This window comes from Elstera cyanobacteriorum, from assembly GCF_002251735.1.
GTDB classification, from domain to species: Bacteria; Pseudomonadota; Alphaproteobacteria; order Elsterales; family Elsteraceae; genus Elstera; species Elstera cyanobacteriorum.
Window position 1 is genome coordinate 201845 of the sequence record NZ_NOXS01000035.1, and the last position, 22146, is coordinate 223990.

Annotated in this window: 23 protein-coding genes; 17 read left to right on the top strand and 6 right to left on the bottom strand. The window is 63.8% G+C overall.

Features of this window, described 5'->3' with window-relative positions; genetic code table 11:
- Nucleotides 1-6: 6 nt before the first annotated feature.
- The 3 genes from CHR90_RS17430 to CHR90_RS17440 are packed head-to-tail and all read left to right on the top strand — an operon-like array spanning nucleotide 7 to nucleotide 2979.
- Nucleotides 7-975 (top strand): Bug family tripartite tricarboxylate transporter substrate binding protein, encoded by a 969-nt coding sequence (locus tag CHR90_RS17430; protein ID WP_094410399.1) that lies wholly within the window; start codon nucleotides 7-9, stop codon nucleotides 973-975.
- A 10-nt stretch (nucleotides 976-985) separates the two neighbouring features.
- Entirely contained in the window at nucleotides 986-1477 is a 492-nt protein-coding gene (locus tag CHR90_RS17435) for a tripartite tricarboxylate transporter TctB family protein (protein ID WP_094410400.1), read from the top strand.
- Nucleotides 1477-2979 (top strand): tripartite tricarboxylate transporter permease, encoded by a 1503-nt coding sequence (locus tag CHR90_RS17440; protein WP_094410401.1) that lies wholly within the window; start codon nucleotides 1477-1479, stop codon nucleotides 2977-2979. Before CHR90_RS17435 ends, CHR90_RS17440 begins: the two co-directional genes overlap by 1 nt.
- A gap of 90 nt (nucleotides 2980-3069) precedes the next feature.
- On the opposite strand, the gene CHR90_RS17445 is transcribed toward CHR90_RS17440, so the two are convergent.
- The 3 genes from CHR90_RS17445 to CHR90_RS17455 are packed head-to-tail and all read right to left on the bottom strand — an operon-like array spanning nucleotide 3070 to nucleotide 5973.
- Nucleotides 3070-3981, bottom strand: coding sequence for a sugar kinase (locus tag CHR90_RS17445; RefSeq protein WP_094410402.1), 912 nt, complete (start codon nucleotides 3979-3981; stop codon nucleotides 3070-3072).
- Nucleotides 3974-4729, bottom strand: coding sequence for an ABC transporter ATP-binding protein (locus CHR90_RS17450; RefSeq protein ID WP_094410403.1), 756 nt, complete (start codon nucleotides 4727-4729; stop codon nucleotides 3974-3976). Before CHR90_RS17450 ends, CHR90_RS17445 begins: the two co-directional genes overlap by 8 nt.
- Nucleotides 4726-5973, bottom strand: coding sequence for a CaiB/BaiF CoA transferase family protein (locus CHR90_RS17455; protein ID WP_094410404.1), 1248 nt, complete (start codon nucleotides 5971-5973; stop codon nucleotides 4726-4728). The genes CHR90_RS17450 and CHR90_RS17455 overlap by 4 nt, the downstream gene beginning before the upstream one ends.
- A 245-nt stretch (nucleotides 5974-6218) precedes the next feature.
- On the opposite strand from CHR90_RS17455, the gene dgcN reads away from it, so the two are divergent.
- From dgcN to CHR90_RS17500, 9 genes are all read left to right on the top strand, one after another.
- On the top strand, nucleotides 6219-7247 hold the full coding sequence (gene dgcN / locus CHR90_RS17460) for an N-acetyltransferase DgcN (protein ID WP_094410700.1): 1029 nt from the start codon (nucleotides 6219-6221) through the stop codon (nucleotides 7245-7247).
- Between the two features lie 2 nt (nucleotides 7248-7249).
- Entirely contained in the window at nucleotides 7250-8245 is a 996-nt protein-coding gene (gene dgcA, locus CHR90_RS17465) for an N-acetyl-D-Glu racemase DgcA (RefSeq protein WP_094410405.1), read from the top strand.
- A 13-nt stretch (nucleotides 8246-8258) separates the two neighbouring features.
- Complete coding sequence (locus tag CHR90_RS17470) at nucleotides 8259-9251, top strand: LysR family transcriptional regulator (RefSeq protein ID WP_094410406.1); 993 nt, start codon at nucleotides 8259-8261, stop codon at nucleotides 9249-9251.
- A gap of 12 nt (nucleotides 9252-9263) precedes the next feature.
- The gene (locus CHR90_RS17475) at nucleotides 9264-10178 is read left to right on the top strand and encodes an amino acid ABC transporter substrate-binding protein (protein WP_212668722.1); all 915 of its coding nucleotides are present in this window, start codon (nucleotides 9264-9266) and stop codon (nucleotides 10176-10178) included.
- 96 nt (nucleotides 10179-10274) lie between these two features.
- A complete protein-coding gene (locus CHR90_RS17480) occupies nucleotides 10275-11006 on the top strand; it encodes an amino acid ABC transporter permease (protein ID WP_094410407.1) in 732 nt (243 codons plus the stop codon).
- Between the two features lie 4 nt (nucleotides 11007-11010).
- Nucleotides 11011-11703, top strand: coding sequence for an amino acid ABC transporter permease (locus CHR90_RS17485; RefSeq protein ID WP_094410408.1), 693 nt, complete (start codon nucleotides 11011-11013; stop codon nucleotides 11701-11703).
- Nucleotides 11704-11729: 26 nt separating this feature from the next.
- Nucleotides 11730-12461: an amino acid ABC transporter ATP-binding protein gene (locus tag CHR90_RS17490; protein WP_094410702.1), complete on the top strand. Its 732-nt coding sequence runs from the start codon at nucleotides 11730-11732 to the stop codon at nucleotides 12459-12461.
- Nucleotides 12462-12481: 20 nt separating this feature from the next.
- On the top strand, nucleotides 12482-14236 hold the full coding sequence (locus CHR90_RS17495) for a methyl-accepting chemotaxis protein (protein ID WP_094410409.1): 1755 nt from the start codon (nucleotides 12482-12484) through the stop codon (nucleotides 14234-14236).
- Nucleotides 14237-14248: 12 nt separating this feature from the next.
- Complete coding sequence (locus tag CHR90_RS17500) at nucleotides 14249-15100, top strand: D-amino-acid transaminase (RefSeq protein WP_094410410.1); 852 nt, start codon at nucleotides 14249-14251, stop codon at nucleotides 15098-15100.
- 10 nt (nucleotides 15101-15110) lie between these two features.
- On the opposite strand, the gene CHR90_RS17505 is transcribed toward CHR90_RS17500, so the two are convergent.
- From CHR90_RS17505 to pdxA, 3 genes are read right to left on the bottom strand one after another with little or no spacing between them, the layout of a single operon-like run.
- Entirely contained in the window at nucleotides 15111-15302 is a 192-nt protein-coding gene (locus CHR90_RS17505) for a DUF2283 domain-containing protein (RefSeq protein ID WP_094410411.1), read from the bottom strand.
- On the bottom strand, nucleotides 15299-15586 hold the full coding sequence (locus CHR90_RS19965) for a DUF4258 domain-containing protein (protein WP_373283859.1): 288 nt from the start codon (nucleotides 15584-15586) through the stop codon (nucleotides 15299-15301). Before CHR90_RS19965 ends, CHR90_RS17505 begins: the two co-directional genes overlap by 4 nt.
- Nucleotides 15541-16530: a 4-hydroxythreonine-4-phosphate dehydrogenase PdxA gene (pdxA, locus tag CHR90_RS17515; RefSeq protein ID WP_094410413.1), complete on the bottom strand. Its 990-nt coding sequence runs from the start codon at nucleotides 16528-16530 to the stop codon at nucleotides 15541-15543. The genes CHR90_RS19965 and pdxA overlap by 46 nt, the downstream gene beginning before the upstream one ends.
- Nucleotides 16531-16648: 118 nt before the next feature.
- Here pdxA and CHR90_RS17520 point away from each other — a divergent pair, with 118 nt between their 5' ends.
- From CHR90_RS17520 to CHR90_RS17540, 5 genes are all read left to right on the top strand, one after another.
- Entirely contained in the window at nucleotides 16649-18040 is a 1392-nt protein-coding gene (locus CHR90_RS17520; RefSeq protein WP_094410414.1) for an ethanolamine ammonia-lyase subunit EutB, read from the top strand.
- Nucleotides 18037-18798: an ethanolamine ammonia-lyase subunit EutC gene (gene eutC / locus CHR90_RS17525; protein ID WP_094410415.1), complete on the top strand. Its 762-nt coding sequence runs from the start codon at nucleotides 18037-18039 to the stop codon at nucleotides 18796-18798. Before CHR90_RS17520 ends, eutC begins: the two co-directional genes overlap by 4 nt.
- Before the next feature lie 116 nt (nucleotides 18799-18914).
- Nucleotides 18915-20291, top strand: a complete 1377-nt coding sequence (gene eat / locus CHR90_RS17530) for an ethanolamine permease (protein ID WP_094410416.1) — start codon at nucleotides 18915-18917, stop codon at nucleotides 20289-20291.
- 146 nt (nucleotides 20292-20437) lie between these two features.
- Nucleotides 20438-21502, top strand: coding sequence for an AraC-like transcriptional regulator QhpR (qhpR, locus tag CHR90_RS17535; RefSeq protein WP_094410417.1), 1065 nt, complete (start codon nucleotides 20438-20440; stop codon nucleotides 21500-21502).
- Nucleotides 21503-21561: 59 nt separating this feature from the next.
- The gene (locus CHR90_RS17540; protein WP_141210983.1) at nucleotides 21562-22146 is read left to right on the top strand and encodes a hypothetical protein; all 585 of its coding nucleotides are present in this window, start codon (nucleotides 21562-21564) and stop codon (nucleotides 22144-22146) included.

Genomic DNA, 22146 nt, shown 5'->3' on the forward strand with positions numbered 1-22146 from the left:
AAACCTATGCTGAACCGACGCCAAATGCTGATGATGAGCGGCGCCGCCGCGCTGTTGCCGCTGATCGGCACACCCGCTTTCGCCCAGCAGATGAAGCAAGTGCGCTTCTTCGTTCCCGCGGCCCCCGGTGGCGGCTGGGATCAAACCGCCCGGACGATGGAGCAGGTGCTGCGCACCGCCAATCTAGTCGGCTCTACTCAAGTTACCAATGTCGGTGGCGCGGGCGGCACGGTCGGCTTGCCGCAGTTTATCAACCAGTGGAAAGGCCAGGGCGACGGTCTGATGGTTTCCGGCCTCGTCATGATGGGCGCGATCATCGCCAATAAGACCCCCTTCAACCTGACGAACGTCACCCCGATTGCGCGGCTTACCGGCGAAGCGGAAGTCATCGTCGTACCGAAAGAATCGCCGCTCAAGACCCTGAAAGACCTCGCCGCAGCCCTTAAAGCTGATGTGGCGAAGGTGACTTGGGCAGGCGGTTCGGCAGGCGGTACGGACCATATTATCGCGGCGCTGGTGGCGCAGGCGGTTGGTGCCGATCCGACCAAGATTTCCTATGTTGCCTATGCTGGGGGCGGTCCAGCTCAGGCGGCCTTGCTTGGCAATCAGGTGACCTGTGGTATCTCGGGCCTTGGGGAATTCGTCGAGCAGATCAAGGCGGGCAATTTGCGCGCCCTTGGCATTTCGTCCGATAAGCGCATTCCGGGCCTTGATGTTCCGACGTTTAAGGAGTCTGGCGTCGATGTCGAATTCTTCAACTGGCGCGGCGTTTTTGCGCCCCCGGGCGTCTCCGCCGACCAGAAAAAGGCGATGATCGATCTCGTCACCGCGATGAATAAGTCGCAGGCGTGGCAGGACGAGCTTAAAAAACGCGATTGGACGGATATTTTCCTGGCCGGTGATGCTTTCGAAGCCTTCATCAAAACCGAGACCGAGCGCGTGACGGATACCCTGAAGAAAATCGGCCTCGCGTAAAGGAGCGAATATGCGCAACCCCTCCCGCTTCGGGGTGGCGGTCGGTCCGGCGCTAGTAGCGTTGGGGGTGCTTGCGATGGGGGCGGTGGTCCTATGGGCCACCGCCGCAATCCCAACATCGCCGCTCTATGCCAAAGTCGGCCCGAAAGTCTTCCCCTATTGCATTGGCGTCGGCCTTGTCATTCTCGGGCTTAAGCTATTGATCGACGCGCGCGGCCCCGGTTGGGGGTGCGAAGCGACCGACCCGAACGAACCGCCGTTGAACCTTGCCGCTTTTGGCTGGATCACAGGCGCCTTCACCCTCGGCACTATCCTGATTAGCTGGATCGGCTTCATCCTAACCGCAACTGTGGTCTTCGTCGGCGCCGCCCGCAGTTTTGGGGCTCCGTCGTGGGTGAAATCGGCGATTATCGGCTTCATTCTGGTGCTGCTAGCCTATTTTGGCTTCGCCCGCCTGCTCGGCCTGCGCATGGGCGAAGGCATTATTGAAAGTTTGATCTGATGGACGCGCTCGCCAGTCTTGCGCACGGGTTTTCCGTCGCGCTGACACCGATGCACCTAGTCTGGTGTGCCCTCGGCGTCACCCTCGGCACGGCGGTCGGCGTGCTGCCCGGCATCGGCCCGGCGCTAACCATCGCTATTCTCCTACCGATCACTTTCCAGGTGGACGCGACCAGCGCCTTTATCCTGTTTGCGGGCATTTATTTCGGCGCGATGTTTGGGGGGTCAACAACCTCCATCCTCATTAATACGCCAGGGGAAAGTGCCACGATCGTTACCGCGCTCGAAGGCCACAAGATGGCCCGGAAGGGGCGCGGCGCCCAAGCCTTGGCGACTGCGGCGATCGGCTCCTTCATTGCTGGGACCATTGGCGTGCTTGGCCTCACCTTCCTTGCCCCGCTGGTGACGAAGGCCGCGCTGATGCTGGGTCCGGCGGAATATTTCTCGCTAATGGTGCTGGCCTTTGTGACGGTGACCGCCGTCCTTGGCACCTCCATCACGCGGGGGTTTACCAGCCTGTTCTTTGGCCTTGCCCTCGGCATGATCGGTATCGATCTACAATCGGGCCAGCCGCGCTTCACCTTCGGCATCCCGGAACTTTTGGACGGGGTGAACGTCATCCTCGTGACGGTTGGCCTCTTTGCGGTGGGGGAGACGCTCTATCTTGCCGCCCGCCACGGTGCCAATAAGGATGAGATTCTGGCCATCAAAGGATCGATCTGGATGAGCCGGGAAGATTGGGCGCGGTCGTGGAAGCCGTGGCTTCGGGGGACTTTTTTGGGTTTTCCCATGGGCGCGCTCCCCGCAGGCGGGGCAGAACTGCCGACCCTCCTGTCCTACTTCCTTGAAAAGCGCCTTTCTAAAAAACCTGAAGAGTTTGGTCATGGCGCTATCGAGGGCGTCGCAGGCCCGGAAGCCGCCAATAATGCCGCCGCCGCCGGGGTTCTGGTGCCGATGCTCACCTTGGGTCTGCCGACGGGTGCGACGGCCGCGATCATGCTATCGGCCTTTCAAGGTTACGGCATTAACCCCGGCCCGCAGCTTCTAAGCAGCCAGCCCGACCTTGTCTGGGGGCTGATCGCTAGCCTCTATATCGCTAACGTCATGCTGCTGCTCCTGAACCTGCCGCTGGTCGGCCTATGGGTGCGGGTGTTGCATATCCCGAAACCCTATCTGTTCGCGGGAATCATGATCTTTGCCATTATCGGCACGTATGGCATTAGCCAATCGTTTATCGATCTTGTGCTGCTATTGGTTATTGGGCTGATTGGGTTCTTGATGCGGCTCTTCGACTTCCCAACCTCGCCGGTTATCATCGGCATGATCCTGGGACCAATGGCGGAACAGGAATTTCGCCGTGCCATGATCACGTCGCAGGGGGATGGGTCGATCTTCTTTACGCACCCAATCTCGGCCACGTTCCTTGGCCTTGCCGTGCTCGCCGTCGTAGGGCCCCACGCCCTGCGGCTGATCCGCAGCAAAAACCGCGACGTGCCGATGTAATTAGAAGGCCCGCAATCGGCGGTCCTGGGGCGGAGCGATCCCAGGCAGAAGCCCTCACCTTGAGTGGACGCCTCTGCCTCCAAGACCGCCCTAAGGCATCGCCGATTGCGGAATAATCGCCCCTGGGTGCTGAATAACGACGCTGGCCAGCCGATGCCCGGCCAAGGCGGCCTCTGGCGCCATAGCGCCGGTCAGTCGGGCGGCGAGATAGCCCGCCGCAAAACTATCGCCCGCCGCCGTGGTATCGACCGGCGTTACGGCGGCCCCTTCGACCAGAACGGGCGCCGCGCCGTCGGCCGCCACCCAAGCGCGCGGCCCACCCGCCTTCAGCACCACCTCGGCAACGCCATAGGCGCGATGGCGGGCAATCAGCGCCGCCGCATCCTCCGCCCCGAACAAGGGCTCTTCGTCCTCAAAACCCGGCAAGCTCAGGTCGGCGAAGCGCAAAATCGCCTCATAGGCGGTGCGGGTCGTCGGCACGTCCGGCCAGAGGCGCGGGCGGTAATTGCTGTCGAACGATAGGCGCAGGCCGCGCGCCTTGGCCGCCGGAAGCGCCGCGAGCAAGGCCGCCCGACCGTCTTCCCCGGCAATCGCCAGGGTGATCCCAGAGAGATGCAGCCAATCGCAGTCCAGCACGCGCGCCAACCAATCGGCCCGCTGCGGGTGCCGCCAGATCTGCCGGGCGGCGGAATTATCGCGCCAATAGGCAAAGCTGCGCTCGCCGCGCGCATCGGTGCGGATGGCATAAAGGCCGGGCAGTGCCCCCGGCAATCGCGCCACCGCCGCCGTGCCGACCCCCTCGCTTTCCCAGGCCGCCAGCACTTCGGCGCTATAAGGATCATCGCCCATCGCGCTGGCATAGCCGGTGGGCAGGCCGAGGCGGGCGAGATAGAGCGCCGTATTCAGCGTATCGCCGCCGAAGCTGAGCGTCGCAGCCCCCAGGCACGGGGCGCTGAGTTCCAGCATGGCTTCCCCCAGACAATGAACGCGCGGCTTAGACATGGGTTTCCTCTCCCAGATAGACGGCGCGCACCTGCGCGTCCTTGGCGATTTGGGCCGGGGGGCCTTCGGTTAAAATCGTGCCTGCGACCAGAACGGAAATCCGGTCGGCGAAGCGGAACACAAGGTCCATATCGTGATCGATCAGCAGCACCGTCACGCTCGGCGGCAGGGCGAGCAGCCGGTCGATCAAGGCGGCGCTTTCATCGCGCGGCACCCCAGCGGCAGGCTCGTCGAGCAGCAGAACTTGCGGTTTCAACGCCAGCGCCAGGGCGATTTCCAACAGCCGTTGCTGACCATAGGGCAGGTGGCGCGTCTCCCGGTCGGCGACCGTGTGAAGGCCGGTTTCCGTCAGCAGCGCCTCCGCCTCCGCATCGCGCGCCGCCTCCCCCGCCAGCGGTTTCCAAAGCCCGCACCCGGCGCCGTCCCGCTCCGCAAGGGCGAGGCGCAGGGCGTTCCGCGGTGAGAGGGTTGGAAAGAGTTGGTTGATCTGAAACGACCGTACCAACCCGTGCTTCACCCGCGCTTCGGGGGCAAGCGCCGTCACATCCTGGCCCAGCAGTTTCAGCACCCCGGCCTGCGGGCGTTGAAAGCCGGTCAGCAGGTGCAGCAGGGTCGTCTTCCCCGCGCCGTTCGGCCCAATGATCGCCTGCCGCGCCCCCGCCGCTACCTGCAAAGTTAAATCGCGGATGACCGGCGTCGCGCCATAGGCGTGCGTCAGGCCGAGGGCTTCGAGGGCATAGCCCGTCATGCGCCGGGACCGAAGGCGCCCGCCGCCGCGATGGCCGCTTGCTCCGCCTCGGGCAGATCGAGCCAATCTTGCAAGATCGCCCCGCGATGGGCGTCGAGGCGGGGCGGCGGCTGATCGTAGGTAATCGGCGTCGCGCTGAGTTTCAGCGGATTGCCGAGCAGCTTCAGCGGCCCCACCCCCGCCGGTCCCGGTACGCTGACAACCATCTCGCGCGCCAGCGTGTGCGGGTCCGACAAGGCCTGACCGACGCTCGCCACCGGCCCGGCGGGCACGCCGCAAGCGGTGAGACGCGCCGACCAGCCCGCGACCGTATCCTGCGCCAAAGCGGGCAACAGCAAAGCTTCCAGCGCGTCGATGGCCTGGATACGGTCGCGGTTGCGCTGGAAGCGCGGATCGTCGGCCAGTTCCGGCAGCCCGAGTTCGGCGGCGAAGCGGCGGAACTGATCGTCGTTCCCCACCGCGACCACAATGAACCCATCGGCAACCCGGACGGTCTGATAGGGCGCAATATTCGGGTGGCGGTTCCCCAGGCGCTGCGGCTCCTTGCCCGAAACAAGATGATTGGTCGCCACATTGATCAGCCAGGAAAGCTGCGTGTCGTAGAGCGACAGGTCGATGGCCTGCCCCTCCCCCGTCCGCTCGCGGTGACGCAGGGCGGCGAGCAAGCCGATCGAGGCATAAAGGCCGCAAACGACATCGGCGATGGCGACGCCAACCTTCGTCGGCTCCCCGCCCTTGGCGTCCGGCTGGCCGGTGACGCTCATGATGCCGCCCATCGCCTGCACCAGGAAGTCATAGCCCATGCGGTCGGCATACGGCCCGGTCTGGCCGAAGCCGGAAATCGAACACCAGATCAGATCGGGTTTGACGTGCCGTAGCGCCTCGTACCCCAGCCCGCGCCGGTCGAGATCGCCGGGCTTATAGTTTTCGATGATAATATCGGCCTTCGCCGCCAACCGTTTGATCAGATCGGCCCCCGCCGGGGTGGCAAGGTCGATGGCAATAGAGCGCTTGTTGCGGTTAGCGCAGAGGAAATAGGCCGAGAGATCGCTATCCTCCCCGGCTTCCGTCTTGACGAAGGGCGGTCCCCAGCCGCGCGTATCGTCGCCGCTGCCGGGCCGTTCGACCTTGATCACATCGGCGCCGAGATCGCCCAGCATCTGGGTCGCGGTCGGTCCCGCCAGAATGCGGGATAGGTCGAGCACGCGCACCCCGTCCAGCGCGCGGGGGGGAAGCAGGGCCATCGGGATCGCTCCACGGCAAAGAAATCACAGGGTTAGGGGTAGCAGCCCCATCGGCGCCCGGCAACCCATCGGCGCATGATGCATTTTTTGCATCGGTGCTGCGGGGTTTTACCGCGTTTGTGCGCTGCCGCATCAGCTTTCAATGTCAAACTTGCATTCGCGCGGCTCCAGGGTTTCCGCCCATCATGGGCGGGCGGCAAGGGGTGGGCACCCTTTGCGGGGAAAAGAAAAACAGGCGAAAAATCATGCAGATTACCCCTCCCTATCTCATGTTCCTCGGTGATGTGCCGGATCAACTGGCGGCCAAGACCGCGCAGGGGATCGTCGATTGGCGCCCGGAATGGTGCGTCGGCCAGATCCGGCTTCCCGGCTGCAAGGCCGACCTGCGCCTGCCCGACATGAGCATCGCCGACGCGGCGGCCCAGGGCGTGAAGACGCTGATCGTCGGCGTCGCCAATGCGGGCGGCGTGCTGCCCGATCATTGGACCGATGTCATCGTGGCCGCCCTGAACGCTGGGATGGATGTGGCGAGCGGGCTGCACACGCGCCTGGGATCGAAACCCGCCATCGCCGAAACCGCCGCCCGCACGGGCCGCAGCCTGTTCGACGTGCGCCATACCGATCAGAGTTTCGCCACCGGTAAGGGCCATAAGCGCCCCGGCCTGCGCCTGCTGACCGTTGGCACCGATTGTTCGGTTGGCAAAAAATACACCGCCCTTGCGCTCGAAAAAGACATGCGGGCGCGCGGGCTGGATGCCGATTTCCGCGCCACCGGGCAGACGGGGGTGTTCATCTCCGGGCGCGGCGTCGCCATCGATGCGGTGGTTGCCGATTTCATCTCTGGCGCGGTGGAATGGATTTCGCCCGACGCAGCCCCGACCCATTGGGATCTGATCGAAGGGCAAGGCTCGCTCTATCATCCGTCCTTCGCGGGCGTATCGCTCGGGCTGCTGCACGGCGCCCAGCCGGATGCTGTGGTGATCTGCCACGAACCGACCCGGACCACGATGCGCGGGGTGAAAACGCCGCTGCCCAGCATCGCCGAGGTGATCGACCTCACCCTGCGCTGCGGCCGCCTGACCAACCCCGCGATCCGCGCCGTCGGTATTTCGGTAAATACCCAAGCGCTGGACGAAGCTGCCGCCCGCACGCTGTTGGCCGATCTGTCCACCGCGCACGGGCTGCCCGCGACCGATCCGATCCGCTTCGGCGTTGCGTCGATTGTCGACCGGCTGCTGCTGGAGTTCCCGCTGCCCGCCACAGTGGGGGCCTAAGCATGGGCATTGCGCTGGACGTCCGGTTCGAAAGCTGGCCGATTGCGGGCAGTTTCACCATCTCGCGCGGTAGCCGCACGGAAGCGCGCGTTGTCACTGTTTTCGTTCGGCAGGATGGGACGCAGGGCTGGGGTGAATGCGTGCCCTACCCGCGCTACGGCGAGAGCGTTGAGGGCGTGATCGAACTGATCGAAGCGCAAGGGGAATGGCTGACCGGTCAAACCTCTCCCGCCGACGCCCGGTTGGGGCTTCTGACGCGCTTGAAACCCGGCGCGGCGCGCAATGCGCTGGATTGTGCGCTGTGGGATTTGGAAGCCAAGCAATCCGGCGTGCCGGTGTGGAAACGCGCGGGCCTGCCTGCCCCAAGCGACGCCGTGACGGCCTATACCCTTAGCCTCGGCACGCCGGAGACGATGCGGGAGGCGGCGCAGAAGGCCGCCCATCGGCCCTTACTGAAAGTGAAGCTAGGCGGTGCGGGCGACCCGGAACGCATCGCCGCCGTCCGCCAGGGCGCGCCGGACAGTACCCTGATCGTCGATGCGAACGAAGCTTGGACCGACGATCTATTAGACCCCTGCCTCGCCGCCTGCCGCGCGGCGGGCGTCGCGCTTATCGAACAGCCGCTGCCCGCCGGAAAAGACGAGGCTTTAGCGGGCCTTGATGCCGGAATCTTGCTCTGCGCCGATGAAAGCGTCCACGACCGCAGCACGCTGGATGCCCTGGCAGCGCGTTATCAGGCAATCAACATCAAACTCGACAAAACCGGCGGGTTGACCGAAGCAATTGCGATGGCCGAAGCCGCCGAGGCGCGCGGGCTAAAGCTGATGATCGGCTGCATGGTCGGCACGTCGCTGGCGATGGCCCCTGCTCTGCTGCTGGCGGGCAAGGCCAGCTTCGTCGATCTCGACGGGCCGCTGCTGCTGGCAAAAGACCGCGATCCAGGCCTTAGCTTTACCGGCAGCACCATCACCCCCGCGCCTGCGGCGCTCTGGGGTTAGGGGAGGCATTCCGATGGATTTGCGCTGGCTCTATGATTTTCTGGCGGTGGCCGATACGGGTAATTTTACCAAGGCCGCCGAACAGCGCAATTCCTCCCAAGCCGCCTTCAGCCGCCGCTTGCAAGCGCTGGAAGCCTGGGTGGGGAAGGAGTTGATCGACCGCAGCTTCTACCCGACCCGGCTGACCCCGGCAGGCGAACAGTTCCGCGCCTATGCGACGGATATTGTCCGCAACCTTGCCGATGCGCGGGCGGAAGTGTCGGGCGGCGGCGCGGCGAAAGCCGATCACGTCCGCATCGCCATTCCCTACGCGCTCGCCACCACGCGCCTGCCGTCCTGGTGGGACCAGTGGACCACCGGGAACAAGCTGACGTGCAGCCTGATGCTGGGCAATGTTCACGACCTCGGCACCGCCCTGGTTTCCGGCGAAGTGGATATCGCCATCTGCTTCTATGGCGCGCAGGAGCCGATGTTCCTCGATATGGACCGGTTCGACAAAGTGCAGATCGAGACCGACCGGCTACGACCCTGGGCGGCTAGGCATCTGGTCGAAAGCGGTCAGGTCCAGTTCCCCGGCACACCGCGCCGCCCGGTGCCGATGCTGCGCTATTCGCCCGGTATCTATTTCGCCCGGCTGGTGGAAGCGACCATCGATAAGGCGCCGACGCCGCTGCATTTCACCCGCGTTGTCGATAGCGATATGGCCGATGTGCTGCGCGAGATGGCGATTGCCGGGCATGGCGTCGCCTGGTTGCCCGACTCCGGGATTACCCCCGCCGCTGCCGAGGCGCTGGTGCCGCTGGGCGGCGACGGCTGGAGCACCGACATCAGCATCGTCGCCTATTGCGACCGATCCAACCGCCGGTCTGTCGTCCACCGCCTGTGGGCGGCGTTGAAACAGACGGAACCGGCCCCCCTTCATCCGGTGCGGAAACCCGCCATCAAACGAAAACCGGAAAAAGCCGACCGGCCAACGGCGGCAGAAACCCCCAGGGAAGTTCACTGATAAGGAGAGAGAATGATGCGTTTGACGATCACCCTCGCAGCCCTTGCCGCGACCGCGCTTAGCTTCACGGCTTCGGCGCAAGAGTTGACCGGCACCCTTAAAAAGATCAAGGAAACCGGCGCGATTGCCGTCGGCCACCGCGATTCCTCCATCCCCTTTTCCTACCTCGACGATCAGCAGAAGCCGGTCGGCTACGCGATGGATATTTGCGCCGCCGTTGTCGCCGCCGTGAAGACGCAGCTCAATCTGCCGAACCTTGAGGTAAAATATACGCCCGTCACCTCCGCCACGCGCATCCCGCTGATCGCCAATGGCACCGTGGACCTTGAGTGCGGATCGACCACCAATAACCTCGACCGGCAAAAGCAGGTGGCCTTCACCAATACGCATTATTTGACCGCCAGCGCCTTCGTATCGAAGAAGAAGAACAGCCTGCTGAAGATCGACGATCTGAAGGGCAAAACAGTCGTCTCCACCTCCGGCACGACCAACATCAAGCAGCTCAACGATGTGAACACGGCCCGCAGCCTGGGCATCAATGTGCTGGCGGCGAAGGATCATGCCGAAGCCTTCCTGATGGTCGAAACCGACCGCGCCGTTGCTTTCGTGATGGATGATGTGCTGCTGGCCAGTCTGGTCGCCAATTCCAAGGCCCCCGCCGACTATCAACTGAGCACCGAGGCGTTTTCGAAGCCGGAACCCTATGGGATCATGCTGCGCAAGGATGACCCGGACTTCAAGAAGCTGGTCGATGGCGCCACCGCTGCTTTCTACAAAAGCCCGGAAGGCGTGAAGACCTATGAAAAATGGTTCCTGCAACCGATCCCGCCCAAAGGCTTGAACCTCAATGTGCCGATGGCCCCGGGGCTGCGGAAAGCCTTTAGTGCCCCGACCGACGCCGCCGATCCCGACGCCTACGGCTCGTAAGCGCCTTTCCCCCCACACAGGGCGCTTTGGGCTGGGAGAAGGGGGTTCGCCCCCTTCTCCGCACCGCCCCGCGCCGCCGCCGTAGGACTGGGGTCCATGAATTACACCTGGAACTGGGGCATCTTTTGGGAAGCCTCGCCGGAAGGCACCGGCACCTATTTCGATATGCTGCTGGTTGGCCTGAAATGGACGATTGCCACCGCCGCCTGCGCTTGGATTTGGGCGCTGGTGTTTGGCGCCATGATCGGCGTCATCCGCACGCTGCCGTCGCGCGGGCTGGTCGCTGTCGGCAATGCCTATGTCGAGCTGTTTCGCAATATTCCGCTGCTGGTGCAGCTTTTTCTGTGGTTCTTCGTGCTGCCGGAAGTGGTGCCGGAGAGCGTTGGGCTATGGCTGAAGCAGCTTCCCAATGCTTCCTTCTATACCGCCGTTGTCGGCATCGGTTTTTTCATGTCGGCCCGCGTTGCCGAACAGGTGCGCGCCGGGGTTCTCGCCCTGCCGCGCGGCCAGCGGCTCGCCGGTCTCGCGATGGGGTTCACCACGGCGCAAACCTACCGCTATGTGCTGCTGCCGATGGCCTTTCGCATCATTCTGCCGCCGCTGACATCGGAACTGCTCAACACGATCAAGAATACCTCCGTCGCGCTGACCATCGGCCTTATCGAACTGACGGCGCGCGCGCGCGCCATTCAGGAATTCTCCTTCCAGGTCTTCGAAGCGTTTACGGCGGCGACGGTCATTTACCTCATCCTCAATCTGCTGGTGACGATGGCGATGCGCGCGTTGGAGCGCTGGGTCCGCATTCCCGGCTACGGACAGGGGAAATAGCGCCATGCTCGGTTCTTTTGATTTCGACGTTATTTGGCGCACCCTGCCCTATCTTCTGAAGGAAGGGCTGGTCTTCACCCTAACGCTGACCGCGCTCGCCACCCTTGGCGGGATTGTGCTCGGCACGCTGATCGCCCTGATGCGCTTAAGCTCGCTGCCAGTGCTGCCCTATGTCGCGGCGGGCTATGTCAACACCATGCGCTCCCTACCGCTGGTTCTGGTGATCTTCTGGTTCTATTTCCTAGTGCCCTATATCGGGCAATGGGCTTTGGGAACCGACCGGCCAATTGCCGTGGGGGCCTTCGCCTCCAGTCTCATCACCTTCACTCTGTTCGAGGCAGCGTATTTTTCGGAAATCATGCGCGCCGGCATTCAATCGATTGCACGCGGGCAGATGATGGCGGGCTATGCTCTGGGCCTGACCTACCGGCAAGTCATGGGATCGGTGATCCTGCCGCAAGCCTTCCGCAATATGGCGCCGGTGCTACTGACCCAGACCATTGTGCTGTTTCAGGATACGTCGCTGGTCTATGTGCTCTCGATCCCCGATTTCCTCGGGGCGGCCTCCAAGGTGGCGCAGCGCGATGGGCGGCTGGTGGAAATGTATCTCTTCGCCGCCGCCGGTTACTTCCTCATTTCCTTCACGGCCTCGACCCTGGTGAAGCGCTTGCAGCGCCGCATCGCGATCATCCGCTGATCCGCCGGAGACCTGTCATGACCGATATGATCACGCTGAAGAACGTCAGCAAATTCTACGGCCCGAATTTCCAAGTGCTGAAGGACTGCACCCTGTCTGTCGCGAAAGGCGAGGTGGTGGTGGTCTGCGGCCCCTCCGGCTCCGGCAAATCGACCTTGATCAAATGCGTGAACGCGCTGGAGCCATTCGATAGCGGCGAGATCATTGTCGATGGCACCAGCCTGAAAGCGCCGGGCACCAATCTGCCGAAACTGCGCGCCCGCGTTGGTATGGTCTTCCAGCATTTCGAACTGTTCCCGCACCTGAAGATCACCGAAAACCTCTGCCTTGCGCAGCAAAAGGTGCTGGGCCGGTCGCGCGATGAGGCGATGACGAAGGGCGAAGCGCTGCTGGCCCGCGTTGGTCTGTCCCAGCACGCCCATAAGTTCCCGGGTCAACTCTCCGGCGGTCAGCAACAGCGCGTCGCCATTGCCCGCGCTTTGGCGATGGACCCGATTGCCATGCTGTTCGATGAACCGACCTCGGCCCTCGATCCCGAAATGATCAATGAGGTGCTGGATGTCATGGTGGAACTCGCCCGCGACGGCATGACGATGATGGTGGTGACCCACGAAATGGGCTTTGCCCGCAAAGTCGCCCACCGCGTCGTTTTCATGGACCGGGGCGAGATTGTGGAGGATGCGGAGAAAACCGCCTTCTTCACCGGCGCGCAAAGCGAGCGCGCCCAGATGTTCCTGTCGAAAATCCTGTCCCATTAAGCCGGAAAGGACACCCCCGCATGGCCCAGACCCGCCGCCTTGGTGCGTTGTTCCGGCAGTCGTTGCTCGCCCGGTCGATGTCTACCCTGCTCATCCTGTCGGCGCTCGCCAGCCTCACCGGCTCGCTCGGCGGCTGGGTGATGCTGGATCAGGTGACGGCGGACCAGCGGCAGACGGCGGCAGAAACGCGCCTCAGGGTGGCCGTCGGGGCTTTGCGGGACGTTTATACCTACATTGGGGTCGAAACCACGACCCAGGGCGTGCCCGCCCGCATCACCACCGATAAGCCGATTGCCGACGATGCCTCGCTGCTCATCACCGGTCTGACGCCGGAAGATGTTGTGGATGGGGTCGCGCAGCGCGCCTTCGGCGAAACCTGGATTTTCGCGGCCCAGCCCGATGGTAGTTTTATGCCGCTGGTCACCAGCGCCCGCCGCGCGCGGGACGGGTTCAACCTTGCCGCCGCAACCCCCCTTGCCCAAGCGCTGAAGGCGGGGCAGGCGGATTTCACCTTCCTTCCCCTCGCGGGCGAAGCGCATTTCATCGGCGCAACGCCCATCGTCACGCCCAAAGGGACCATCGGTGCCGTGCTGGTCTCGGCTGGGCGGGAGGCGGTTTTGCGCCAGGCCGAACGGGTGCTGACGCGCAATGCCGCGCTGATCCTGATCGGCACGCTCGCCGCCAGCACATTAATCGGCTTCTTGGTCTTCCGTCGCCAGTTCCGCCCGGTGCCGCTGCTGATCCAATCAACCCAAGCGATTGCGCGGGAGGAAATCGACCACCGCGTGCCGTTCCAATCGCGGATCGACGAGTTGGGCACCCTGGCCCGCGCGCTCGAAGATTTGCGCCTTGGCATGGCCGACCGTATCCGCCTGCGGGAAGCGGAAGAAATTCAGCGCCGGGAAGCCGAGCGCCAAAAGCTGATGGAAACAGCCATCGCCCGGTTCCGCACCGAAATCGACCATGCCCTGGCCGAAACCCGCCAATCGGGCCAGCAGGTGCGCGATACCTCCCGCGAGCTTGGGGCGCAGGTCGGCAATTCGCAAAGCCAAGCCCGGCGGGTGGAGGGCGCGGCGAGCGATGCAGGCGCCCACGTCGCCGAAGTCGCCGGGGCGGCGCGCAGCCTATCGCAGACCATCGCGACCATCGCGGCGCGGGCGGATCATTCGATTGAGGTTGTCGCCCGGTCCCACGCCATCGGCACCGCCTCGCGCCAGCGCACCGCCGATCTTGAAACCGCCGCCGACCAGATCGGCAGCGCTGTCACCCTTATTCGGCAGATTGCCGAACAAACCAATCTGTTGGCTCTCAATGCCACCATCGAGGCGGCCCGTGCTGGGGAAGCCGGGCGCGGGTTCGCCGTCGTCGCCTCCGAAGTCAAAACCCTTGCCACCCAATCCGCCGCCGCGACCGATGGCATTGCCGAGCAGGTGCAAGGCATCCAGAGCGCAACCCGCCATGTGGTCAGCGCCGCCCGCGAGATGGAAACGGTTCTGGCCGACCTTGGCGACGTCAGCCGCCAGATTGCGGACGCGGTGCGCCAACAGGAAGCCGCCACCGGCCAAATCGCCGCCGCCGCCGGGTCCGCCGAGGACCGGATGGGCGGTATCCGCGCCGACATGGGGCAGATCGGCACGCTGATCGAGCGCACCTCCGGCGCCACCGCCGACTTGGAACGGATCGCGGGCGCCCTCGCCCAATCCGAAGACCAGCTCGCCCACGCCATTCAGGATTTTCTGGCCACGGTCACCGAAGGCGACCGGGCCGCAGCATAAGGAACAGGACAGATGCCGCGTATCGTCATGCTCAACGGCGCCTTTGTTGACGCCGCCGACGCCAAAATCTCGATCATGGACCGGGGCTTTCTGTTTGCCGACGGGATCTATGAGGTTAGCGCCGTGCTGAACGGCCGCACTATCGATAACGCCCCGCACCTAGCGCGGCTCGACCGGTCACTGAAAGAAATCGACATTCCGAACCCCTATTCCACCGAAGAATGGATTGGGTTTCAGAACGAATTGATCGCCCGCAATGGGCTGACCGAAGGCACGGTTTATATCGAAGTAACGCGCGGGGTTGCGGAGCGGGAGTTTACCTATGCCGATGATTTGGCACCGACCGTCGTGATGTTCACCCAGCCCAAAAGCATCGTCGCCTCGAAACTCGCCGAAACCGGGGCGAAGGTCGTCACCGTGCCCGATCTGCGCTGGGCGCGGCGCGATATTAAATCCGTCGCCCTGCTGCCCCAGGTGCTCGCCAAGCAAGCTGCCGCCCGCGCCGGGGCGCAGGAAGCCTGGATGGTGGACGAGGATGGGTTCGTCACCGAAGGCGCCTCTTCCTCCGCCTTTATTGTCACCCACGACGGCAAACTGGTCACGCGCCCCTTTACCCGCACGGTGCTGCCCGGCGTGACCCGTCTCGCCATTACCGCGCTGATCGCCGAAACCGGCTTAGTGCTGGAAGAACGCGCGTTCACGGTTACCGAAGCCCAGGCGGCGCAGGAAGCATTTTTCACCAGCGCTTCAACCTTCGTTGCGCCCGTCGCAAGCCTAAACGGCACCCCCATCGGCCCAGGCAAACCGGGGCCGGTCGCGACCAAGCTGCGGGAGATTTATATTCAAAAGGCGTTGGCGGCCTAGAGTCTCAACCTTATTCGGCGGCGGTTACCAGCGTATCCGTCGCCACCCGCGCCTTCGCATTCAGCACCTCGATCCCGACAAGACGATTCTCGGCATCAAAATCGAAGACAATGCCAGGGGCCACCTCCTCGGAGTCGACCGGCGTGTGGGCGGAAAAATTGACGTAGAGTGCGTCAACGACAGGATCGTAGGATGTTTTCATCGTCTCGCCCCCCGGTCAAAGAAAACGGTAATCACTAATATATCAGCCCCAATAGGCCGATAAGCAACCCTTAGCACACGGTTACCAAAATCTTCGATCTGCTTGAACGCCCGACTAACGGTTAGGTCGGCAGGGTCTGGCTCGATCCAGTCAGGCGCGGCAAGTGTCTTCTCCACCCAGATTTTCTCGATCTTTCGAGCCGCAATCACCGCGTCGGCATGGGCAGAGTAAAAAAGCATTACGTTTCCCCCACCATCGCCACCGCCTGTTCCAGTGCGGCCCATAGGCTGCTGGCGTCGGCCGTCCCCGTTCCCGCAATGTCAAACGCCGTGCCGTGATCGACGGAGGTACGGACGAAGGGCAGGCCCACGGTGATATTCACGCCGTGGTCGATGCCAAGATATTTGACCGGGATCAGCCCCTGATCGTGATATTGCGCCACGACAATATCGAACTCCCCACGTCGGGCGCGCATGAAGATCGTGTCGCCCGGCCAGGGGCCGCTGGCGTCGATACCCTCCGCCTGCGCTGCGGCAATAGCGGGGGCGATGATCTCGGCGTCTTCATGCCCGAACAAACCGCCTTCCCCGGCATGGGGATTGAGGCCCGCGACCGCCACGCGCGGGCGGGCAATGCCATAGGCTTTCCCGGCTTGATGGGCGAAGCGCAGGGCGCGCAACTCGGCTTCCGGCGTCACGGCAGCGATAGCGTCGCGCAAAGACACGTGGATGGAGACAAGCAGCACCCGCAACTCCTCGTTCGCCAGCATCATCGCCACTTCGGGCGTGTTGGAGCGGGCGGCGAGAATTTCCGTATGGCCGGGGAAATGGACGCCCGCCGCCTTCAGCGCCTCTTTGTGCAACGGCGGCGTGACGATGGCGGCAATACGTTTTTCCATCGCAAGGTCGATGGCGATGCAGAGAGATTCATAGGCCGCCGCCCCGGCGCGGGCATCGACCTTGCCGAACGGCAAATCATCGGGCAGCGGCACGGAGAGCGGCAAGACGGCTAGTGCCCCCAGCGGGACGGACAGCGCCGCTTCCGGCGTATCCACCGCCACCAACGTTAGCCCCGACGCAACAATCGCCGCCGCCCGGCGCAAAATGCCAAGATCGCCAATCGCCAGCAACGGCACTTTCGGACGCGCAGGATCAGCCGCCAGTTTGCAGATCAACTCCGGCCCCACCCCGGCAGGATCGCCGAGCGTCAACGCGAAGGGCAAGGACATGGCAGGCTCCCAAAGTTCGGACCGGGCCTGAATTGGGGCGGAACTGTGTTCAGATGTCAAATAACTGCACGACGAACGGGTGTAGGCTTGCCCATTCGTTTTTTGCAGCCGAGGGCCAATGCCGGTTTACAGCCATGTGATAGGCGGCGAGCGCCACCTGTTCAACGACCTAAAAACGCTGCTGGCCTGCGCCTCGCCGCGCCGGTCGGGGGATGAGCTGGCAGGCATCGCCGCCGCGACCGACGAACGCCGGGTCGCCGCGAAAATGGCGCTGGCGGAGGTGCCGCTAGCGGCCTTCCTCGATGATGTGCTGGTGCCCTATGAAACGGACGAGGTCACGCGCCTGATCCTCGACAGCCACGACGCCGCCGCTTTCGCGCCGATTGCTGGGCTAACGGTCGGGCAGTTCCGCGAATGGCTGCTGTCCTATGCCGCCGATACCGAAACGCTGGCCGCCGTCGCCCCTGGCATCACGCCGGAAATGGCCGCTGCCGTCTCGAAACTGATGCGCAATCAGGATTTGATCGCCGTGGCGGCAAAATGCCAGGTGGTAACGGCGTTCCGCACCACGCTCGGCCTGCCGGGGCGGCTCGGCAGCCGCTTGCAACCCAATCACCCGACGGACGACCCTGCCGGGATTGCCGCCTCCACCCTCGATGGGCTGCTGTTCGGTATCGGCGATGCCGTCATTGGCATCAACCCCGCAACCGACAATCTCCCTGCCTGCGTCAAGCTGATGGAGATGCTGGACGCGATCCGCCAGCGTTATGACATCCCGACGCAATCCTGCGTGCTGACCCATGTGACGACCAGCATCGCCGCCATCGAACAGGGGGCGCCGCTCGATCTCGTGTTCCAGTCGGTCGCGGGGACGGAAGCGGCGAACCAGGGCTTCGGCGTCACCCTGGCCCTGCTGCACGAAGCGCGGGAGGCAGCACTGTCGATGAAGCGTGGCACGGTCGGCGATAACGTCATGTATCTCGAAACCGGCCAAGGCAGCGCGCTGTCGGCGGGGGCGCACCACGGCGTCGATCAGCAGACGCTGGAAGTCCGCGCCTATGCCGTCTGCCGTGCGGTTAAGCCGCTGTTGGTCAATACCGTCGTCGGCTTCATCGGGCCGGAATATCTTTATGATTCGAAGCAGATCATCCGGGCCGGGCTGGAAGATCACTTCTGCGGCAAGCTGCTCGGCCTGCCGATGGGCGTGGACGTTTGCTATACCAACCACGCCGAAGCCGATCAGGACGATATGGATAGTCTGATGCTGCTGCTGGGCCAAGCGGGCGTCAATTTCGTGATCGGCGTGCCGGGCGCCGACGATATTATGCTGAATTATCAAAGCCTGTCGTACCACGACATCGTGTCGCTGCGGCACCTGCTGAACCGCCAACCCGCGCCGGAGTTCGAAGCCTGGTTGCGGCGGATGGAGATGCTGGACGCGCGTGGCCGCCTGCCGCCCCCCGCCGCCCCAACGCTGACGCGGTTGCTGACGGCGGGAGACGTGGCATGAGCCCCGATCCCTGGGAAACCCTGCGCCGCAGCACCCGCGCCCGCATCGGTCTGGGGCGGGCGGGCGATGGGCTACCGACGGGGGAACTGCTGAAGTTTCAGCTTGCCCACGCCCGCGCCCGCGACGCCGTGCATGGGCAGGTGGATTTCGACAAACTCGCCGCCGATCTCGCGCCGCTGCCGACGATCCGTCTGAAATCCTGGGCGGGGGACCGCTCCACCTATCTGCGCCGCCCGGACCTTGGGCGCAAACTGCACCCGGACAGCGCAGCCAAACTGGCGGACGTGCCGCCGCAGCCCTGGGATTTGGTCTTTGTGATTGCCGATGGTCTGTCGGCGGGTGCCGTGCAGACCCATGCCGCGCCGATGGTGAAAGCCTGTATCGAACGCCTCCCCGGCTGGCGCATCGCCCCCATCGTGCTGGGCGAACAGGCGCGCGTTGCCTTCGGCGATGACGTGGGGGAGGCGCTGGGGGCCGAGCTGTGCCTGCTGTTGGTCGGGGAGCGGCCGGGCCTCTCGGTTCCCGACAGTCTTGGCATTTACATGACCTATCGCCCCAAGCGCGGGCGGCGGGATTCGGAACGCAACTGCCTGTCCAATATCCACGCGGATGGGCTGAGCTATGCCCTGGCCGCCGATAAGGCGGCCTGGCTGGCGCGGGAGGCGGTGCGCCTGCGCCTCTCCGGCGTCGATTTGAAGGAAAACGCCCCGGTTACGGGACTATCGGCGGCAGAGGTGAACAACAACGTCCTCAAGTAGGCGTCAGCCGATAGGACGAATAAACCGTCCTCAAGTAGGCGCCCGCCGATAGGACGAGAAAAACAAAAAAAACTGGGTGGAAAACAACCCAAAATCTCGTTGAACAGGAGAGTTTCATGTCCTCAAGCAAAACAGGGTTAAGTAAAAGCCTAAGCGGTATCCACCTGTGGGGGATTGCCGTTGGCCTTGTCATTTCGGGTGAGTATTTTGGTTGGAGCTTCGGGTGGGCCTCCGCCGGAACGCTCGGGTTCTTGGTAACGACGCTGTTCGTCGCCGCCATGTATGTCACCTTCATCTTCAGCTTTACCGAACTCACCACCGCTATTCCGCACGCGGGCGGGCCGTTCGCCTATAGCTACCGCGCCTTCGGACCAACCGGCGGCTTTGTGGCGGGGTTCGCCACGCTGATCGAATTCGTTTTCGCCCCGCCCGCCATCGCCCTTGCCATCGGCGCGTATCTGAACGTGCAGTTTCCGGCGCTTGACCCCAAGATGATCGCGGTCGGCGCCTATATCGTCTTCATGGCGCTGAACATCGCCGGGGTCAGCATTGCCGCGACCTTCGAGCTTTGCGTGACCCTGCTGGCCATTTTCGAACTGCTGGTCTTCATGGGCGTGGTCGCGCCGGGCTTTAGCTGGGCGAACTTTACCGCAGGCGGCTGGGCGGGCGAATCGACCTTCACCGTAGCGTCGCTCGGCGGGATTTTTGCCGCCATCCCCTTCGCGATCTGGTTCTTCCTGGCGATCGAAGGCGCGGCGATGGCAGCCGAAGAGGTGAAAGACCCGAAGCGGATTGTGCCGCGCGCCTATATCGCCGGGATTCTAACCCTTGTGGTGCTGGCCTTCGGCACGATGATCTTTGCGGGCGGCGTCGGCGATTGGAAGGCCCTGTCGAATATCAACGATCCGCTGCCGCAGGCGATGAAAGCCATCGTCGGCGACAATTCCGGCTGGCTGCATATGCTGGTGTGGATCGGTCTCTTCGGGCTGATCGCCTCCTTCCACGGCATTATCATGGGCTATTCGCGCCAGATTTTCGCCCTATCGCGCGCGGGTTTCCTGCCGGGGGTTCTGTCGAATGTGAATGCCGCCCGCCAAACGCCCCATTGGGCGATTCTGGCCGGGGGTGTGATCGGGATCGCGGCGATTTTCTCCGATAATCTCATCACTTTCGGCGAAACCACGCTGACTGGCGCGATTGTGACCATGTCGGTCTTCGGCGCTATCGTCATGTATATTATGAGCATGGCCAGCCTGTTCCGCCTGCGCCAGACCGAACCTGCGCTGGACCGCCCCTTCAAGGCGCCCTTCTACCCGATCTTCCCGGCGATTGCGCTGGCGACCGGGATCATCTGCCTGATCGCGATGATCTATTACAATACCGCCCTCTTCATCGCTTTCCTGGTGCTCTATGCCATCGGCTTTGTCTATTACGCCGCAACCGGGCATCTGCGCGCCGGGGCGGAGGGTGATCTGCTGCTCGGCACCAAGTAACGTCGATACATCGAGACTGGCAAGTCTACCGGGACAGGCGCTGAAATTGGCGCCTGTCCCCTTCGATGGATGACAAGCCTGTTGCAACGCAACAAAAACTCAGGCGAGGATACAGCGCCGTCCCTTAAAACCTAGGATGGAGGGAAATGGTCCGCGCCGCCCCAATACCCCCGCCATCGCCCGCCCCTGCGGCGGCCTGCAACGTGCTGGCTGCGGCGGCTTCCGGGGTTATTGGCTTTATCGAACGCCAGGGCGGCAATGCCGAAACGGTGCTGAACCGCGCCGCCATCGATATTTCTTGGCTCACGGACCCCACCCTGCCGCTCGATTTGGCCGCCTATGTGCAGATGATGGAGGAGGCGGCGACCCAGACCGGCAATGGCAATTTTGGCCTGTGGTTCGGCCAGCAGTTTCAGCCGCAGGATTTGGGGCTGATCGGCGGCGTTACCCTGGCAGCGCCCACCCTGGTCAGCGCGCTCGAAGCCCTGGCCGATCTCTTTCCCTATCATCAGCAAGTTACCCATACCGCCTGCCGCCACGCCGGGGGCATGGTAGCGCTCGAATATCGTATTCTCGATGGGGCGATTCTCGCGCGGCGGCAGGATGCTGAACTGACGATGGGCATGTTCGTCAATGTGCTGCGCTACGTCTTCGGCCCCGCTTGGGCGCCAGAGGAAGTGCATTTCGAACACCCACAACCCGAACAGGCGCAGGAGCATGAACGCGCCTTCCGTGCCCCCATCCATTGGGGCCAGCGCACCAATGCGCTGATCTTCAAACGCCCGAGCGAGGGGATCGCTATGCCCGGGGCCGACCTGCGCGCGATGGACCGCCTTCGCGGGCAGTTGATCCAAGCGGCGCGCGGCAGCGCCGGGGATGTGCCGCTGATCCGCCGTGTGCAGGCCGAAATCCGTAGCCGCCTTGTCGATGGCCCGCCCTATATTGAGGAGGTGGCCGACGCCCTCGGCCTGCGCCGCTGGACGCTGCAACGCTGCCTGGCCGACGAGGGGGTAAGCTTTTCTGATCTTGTGGAGGGCGTGCGACACCAATTGGCGCGGCTGTACGTCGAACGCACGCACGTCCCGCTGGCCGATATCGCCTGCCTGCTGGGCTATTCGGAAATCAGCGCCTTCAGCCGCGCCTTCACGCGCTGGTATGCGCTGCCGCCCCGGCAGTTCCGCGCCCAGGCGGCGGCGCGCGGCTTTCGATAGAAGTGCCGCGCCGATCATGCTACCAAGGCCTCCGATTTTAACCGCCAGCAGGAACGAGCGTGACAGTGACGATCCGTGTGCGCGTCGGCAGCCCAGCTTCCCAAGCGGAAGCGCTGCTGGCCTCCCTCGCCAGCCAGACTCTCGGCCAGCCCGTCACGGTTACCGCACTGCCGGATGCCCCGCTGAGTTTCGGCGGCGCGGTGGACAATCGCTTCCCGCCGGTTTGGACCTTCGCCCCAGTCGATGAACAACCGTCGCGGCTAACCCGGCGCGCCCTATGGACCGGCCCGGATCTGCCCGAGGGGTTGAAAGAAGCCCTGGGCGGTATCCCCTGCACGACCGCCACCGAGGCTGGCGATGCGTGGCACCTTTGGGCCGAGGCCTTTGCGCAGGCCGATGTCATCCTAACCGACCGCGTGGACCTCGCCGCGCTCGCCAATGGGATGCTGAAACCCGCCCTGCTGCTGGGGCCAACCGACCGTTCGGACGAGATCGCCACCCTGCCCTTCACGCTCAGCGCCACCCCGCAGACCTTGGCGCGCTGCTTTGCCGGATACGACCGAAACGCCACAATGCCCGATCTGTTGAACTGGAAGCGCCAGACTTTTGACCGCCTGCACGCGGCCTTCCGGGCGGAGGCGTAA